This window comes from Streptomyces sp. NPDC037288, from assembly GCF_055603265.1.
In genome coordinates this window covers 1-4,167 of record NZ_JBVJVY010000148.1, presented here as the reverse complement: position 1 = coordinate 4,167, position 4,167 = coordinate 1, and the positions used below count along the sequence as shown (strand labels likewise).

Below are 4,167 nucleotides of genomic sequence, written 5' to 3'. Positions count from 1 at the left end.
CCCCCCCCCCCCCCCCCCCCCCCCCCCCCCCCCCCCCCCCCCCCCCCCCCCCCCCCCCCCCCCCCCCCCCCCCCCCCCCCCCCCCCCCCCCCCCGGTGCCGGGCGTCAGCGGCTGTAGCGCATGAAGGCGCGCACCATGTGGCACGTCGTGTCGGACGGCGGGCGCATGCCGATCTCCTCGGCCGTGCTGCGGATCGTCTCGTTGCGGGCCTGGGCAGGCTGGTGGATCCCGGAGTCGAGCAGGGCTATGGCCAGGCGCATGGCCTTCAGACGGCGGTTGTGGGTGACGTACCACTCGCGCGGCCGTCCGGCCGGCAGCGGCCGCTTGACCACGGGCTCGTAGGGCGAGTCGAACAGCACGGGTCGCTGGACGGTGGACTGGGTGGGCAACGGCTTCGGCTTCAGGGCGGCAGCGGGCACAGGCATCCTCCTGTCGCGGGCAGGGCACCGGCCGGACAGTCCGGCGATGCCCTCGAACACTGCTACCAGTCTACTGCCGGGCACTGACAACGGGGTGACTGCGATACCTGCCAAATACCCAGCTCAGCAGGGAATTGTCGCCGTGTCACACCAGTTCCACGAGGGATGGGTGAGGCGGAGTCAATTCGAACACCGCGGTCCGGCCGCCCCCTGCGGCACTCGACCTGTCCGGGCGGCGCCGGAGCCTGCGCGTCCTGTGGGAACTCCACGGGGGCCCACCGGTTTCCTCGCCTCACTGGCACCGGACTTCGACCGGCTGCGCCCGGCCTGCGACCGCAGCGGGCTGCTCGGCTGCCAGGTGTACACGGAGCCGGTGGCGGACGGGCGCCTCCCGGCCCGGATGTTCGCGCCGTCGACCGGTGTCCCCGAGGACATCGCGAACGCCGACAGCACCGGCTGCGTCGCCGCCCGTCCCGCCGGCCGGGGCCTGACCGGCATCGCCGCCGACCTGGGGGGACGCCCTCGGCTCCCCGTCCGCCCTCACCGCTACGGCGGGGCCGCCGTCCCGGAACACGGCCGCACGGCGGGTGCGGGTGGGCGGCGCCGCGGTCGTGGCGGGCACGGTCCGGCCCCGGCTCCGAATCCGGCTCCGACTCCGGCTCCGGCTCCGACTCCGGCTCCGGCTCCGGCTCCGGCTCCGGCTGGGTGCGGTGCCCGGCGTCGCCGGGCGGTAGCGGGGCTTCGCGTACCGTGTGCGGCATGGAAATCTGGATCAATCCGGCCTGCTCCAAGTGCCGCAGCGCCATCAGCCTGCTCGACGCCGAGGGGGCCGAGTACACCGTCCGCCGCTATCTGGAGGACGTGCCGAGCGAGGACGAGATCAGGGCCGTACTCGACCGGCTGAACCTCGAGCCGTGGGACATCACCCGCACCCAGGAGGCCGAGGCCAGGGAACTGGGGCTCAAGGAGTGGGCGCGGGACGCGAGTGCGCGGGAGCGGTGGATCACCGCGCTCGCCGAGCACCCCAAGCTCATCCAGCGCCCGATCATCACCGCCGACGACGGAACGGCCCTGGTGGCCCGCTCCGAGGAGGCGGTACGGGAGGCGCTCGAACACAACAAGAGCTGAGCACCCGCTCAACTCTCCTGTGACGCAAGCCACTTCACCGACTCCTGCGACCGCTGAGTAACTTCGTTCGGTATCTCGTACATAGCGGCGTACGCTCCCCTACCTCTTCAGGAGGCGCGGATGTCGCGCAGGAGAACTCTCGGTACGAAGAAGAAGATCGCGCTGCTCGTCAGTGCCGCGGCGGTGGCGGGCGGCGGGGCCTTCGCGCTGGCCACCACGTCCAACGCCGCGCAGCCCGCACACAACGCCAAGACGCTGTCCGCCGGGGACTCGAACGTCTGCCAGGGGCTGGCCACGGCCCACGGCAACAACGACCGGTTCATCGCGGACCAGAAGGCTCATCCGGACGCGCAGTCGGCAGCCCGGATCGCCAACCGTGAGGCGGTCATCAAGCAGATCGAGGTCCAGCAGAAGGCCGCCGGATGCACCGTTGGGGAGTCGGCTCAGGACTCCCAGGCGGCGCAGGGCGGCAACGGCTCCGGTCAGCAGGCGGGTGCCGGTCAGCAGGCGGGCGCCGGACAGCAGGCGGGCCAGCAGAGTGCGCAGCCCTCGCAGTCCGCCGCCGGCGACGCCAACGCCGGCGGTGCCGCGGCGGGCTCGGGCCAGCAGGTCTGCAAGGGCTCCACGGTCACGCTGTCCGGCGAGGGCGGCGCCCCGGCCGCGTCCAGCGGCCAGTTCCCGGCCGGGACGACCCTGAAGGTCACCAACCTGGACAACAACAAGTCCACGACGGTGAAGGTCACCTCGGTCTCCGGCAGCTGCGTCCTGCTGAACAACGCGGCCTTCGAGCAGGTCCGGGAGCCCGGCAAGTTCCTCATCCGCCACGCGGTCATCGAGAAGGTGGGGTGAGGCTCGGGAACCGGACAGAAACGCGGTGAGACGGCGGGCCCGGTCCGCCGCCTCACGAGAGACGGAGGTCTCCCCGCTCGAGCGAGGCCCAGAGTGGGGGACGGTCCTGCTGTTCGCGGCCACGAGCAGCAGGACCGGCGCCTCCGGGGCCCGCAGCGCACTCGGCGCCGGGCGTGGGCCGCAGCAGCATCGGCAGGGCGTGGAACAGGTACGCCGCCTTGTACCCGGCGTAGCACCCGGTCGGATACAGGAGGAACAGGCGGCGCACCCGCGCGGGCGCGCGCCGGGCGCAGTCAGGTCGGCGACCGTTGCGGGGGTGGCGGTCGCCGGCCCGGCCCCTGAGGCCCGGGCGCCGACCCGCTCCGCCGCCCGGCAGCACTCGTTCGCTGATCGAGCGTCGTATACCTCACCCGCCGGCACCTCACAAGGTGACCCGCGCCACAAAACCACCAGGTAACACGGGGTTCACATACGGGCAATGGCCGGGAAACGGCCTGTTGACAGGCTGCCGGGCAGATCGAGCGGCGCCCCAGTGCCGCAGCGCCGCAGCACCCGCGACGACGAGTGCGCCCGACTTACCCCAAAGGATGTGGCCCCGTGACCTTCAAGGCTGAGTACATCTGGATCGACGGCACCGCGCCGACGGCCAAGCTCCGTTCCAAGACGAAGATCATCGCGGGTGCCCCGGCCGGTCTCGACGCGCTGCCGATCTGGGGCTTCGACGGCTCCTCGACCAACCAGGCCGAGGGCCACTCCTCGGACCGCGTACTCAAGCCGGTCTTCACCTGCCCGGACCCGATCCGCGGCGGCGACGACATCCTCGTCCTGTGCGAGGTCCTCGACATCGACATGACGCCGCACGCGTCCAACACCCGCGCTGAGCTGGCCGAGGTCGCCGAGCGGTTCGCCGCGCAGGAGCCGATCTTCGGCATCGAGCAGGAGTACACCTTCTTCGACGGCTCCCGTCCGCTGGGCTTCCCCGAGAAGGGCTTCCCGGCCCCGCAGGGCGGCTACTACTGCGGTGTCGGCGCCGACGAGATCTTCGGCCGTGAGATCGTCGAGGCCCACCTCGACAACTGCCTGAAGGCGGGCCTGGGCCTGTCCGGCATCAACGCCGAGGTCATGCCCGGCCAGTGGGAGTTCCAGGTCGGTCCGCTGTCCCCGCTGGAGGTCTCCGACCAGCTGTGGGTGGCCCGCTGGCTGCTGTACCGCACCGCCGAGGACTTCGGCGTCTCCGCGACCCTGGACCCCAAGCCGGTCAAGGGCGACTGGAACGGCGCCGGCGCGCACACCAACTTCTCCACCAAGGCCATGCGCGAGGGCTACGACGCGATCATCACCGCGTGCGAGGCGCTCGGTGAGGGCTCCAAGCCGCTGGACCACGTCAAGAACTACGGCGCCGGCATCGACGAGCGCCTGACGGGCCTGCACGAGACCGCGCCCTGGGACGAGTACTCCTACGGCGTCTCCGACCGCGGTGCCTCGGTCCGTATCCCGTGGCAGGTGGAGAAGGACGGCAAGGGCTACATCGAGGACCGCCGCCCGAACGCCAACGTCGACCCGTACGTGGTGACCCGCCTGATGGTGGACACCTGCTGCAGCGCGCTGGAGAAGGCCGGCCAGGTCTGATCCGTCCGGCTTTCCGGAAGGGGGGGGGGGGGGGGGGGGGGGGGGGGCTCCCCCCCCCCCCCCCCCCCCCCCCGCAATAAAAAGATTTTTTTCCCTCTTCCTCCCCCACAAAACCACCCAACCCCCCCCCCTTTGTCGTCG

Annotated in this window: 4 protein-coding genes; 3 read left to right on the top strand and 1 reads right to left on the bottom strand. The window is 71.8% G+C overall.

Features of this window, described 5'->3' with window-relative positions; translation table 11 throughout:
• Positions 1–105 precede the first annotated feature (105 nt).
• On the bottom strand, positions 106–420 hold the full coding sequence (locus tag ACZ7GZ_RS42490; RefSeq protein WP_471033145.1) for a hypothetical protein: 315 nt from the start codon (positions 418–420) through the stop codon (positions 106–108).
• A gap of 759 nt (positions 421–1,179) precedes the next feature.
• Here ACZ7GZ_RS42490 and ACZ7GZ_RS42485 point away from each other — a divergent pair.
• The 3 genes from ACZ7GZ_RS42485 to glnII all read left to right on the top strand — a co-directional run bounded on the left by ACZ7GZ_RS42485 (position 1,180) and on the right by glnII (position 4,026).
• On the top strand, positions 1,180–1,548 hold the full coding sequence (locus ACZ7GZ_RS42485) for an ArsC/Spx/MgsR family protein (RefSeq protein ID WP_471033143.1): 369 nt from the start codon (positions 1,180–1,182) through the stop codon (positions 1,546–1,548).
• 120 nt (positions 1,549–1,668) lie between these two features.
• Positions 1,669–2,397, top strand: a complete 729-nt coding sequence (locus ACZ7GZ_RS42480; protein ID WP_471033142.1) for an RlpA-like double-psi beta-barrel domain-containing protein — start codon at positions 1,669–1,671, stop codon at positions 2,395–2,397.
• A 597-nt stretch (positions 2,398–2,994) separates the two neighbouring features.
• Positions 2,995–4,026: a glutamine synthetase gene (glnII, locus tag ACZ7GZ_RS42475; RefSeq protein ID WP_471033140.1), complete on the top strand. Its 1,032-nt coding sequence runs from the start codon at positions 2,995–2,997 to the stop codon at positions 4,024–4,026.
• The last annotated feature ends 141 nt before the right edge of the window (positions 4,027–4,167 follow it).

What these genes read in the sequence shown, in the direction of transcription:
- ACZ7GZ_RS42485 (WP_471033143.1), top strand. Translation starts at nt 1,180, where the DNA reads ATGGAAATCTGGATCAATCCGGCCTGCTCCAAGTGCCGCAGCGCCATC.
- ACZ7GZ_RS42480 (WP_471033142.1), top strand. Translation starts at nt 1,669, where the DNA reads ATGTCGCGCAGGAGAACTCTCGGTACGAAGAAGAAGATCGCGCTGCTC.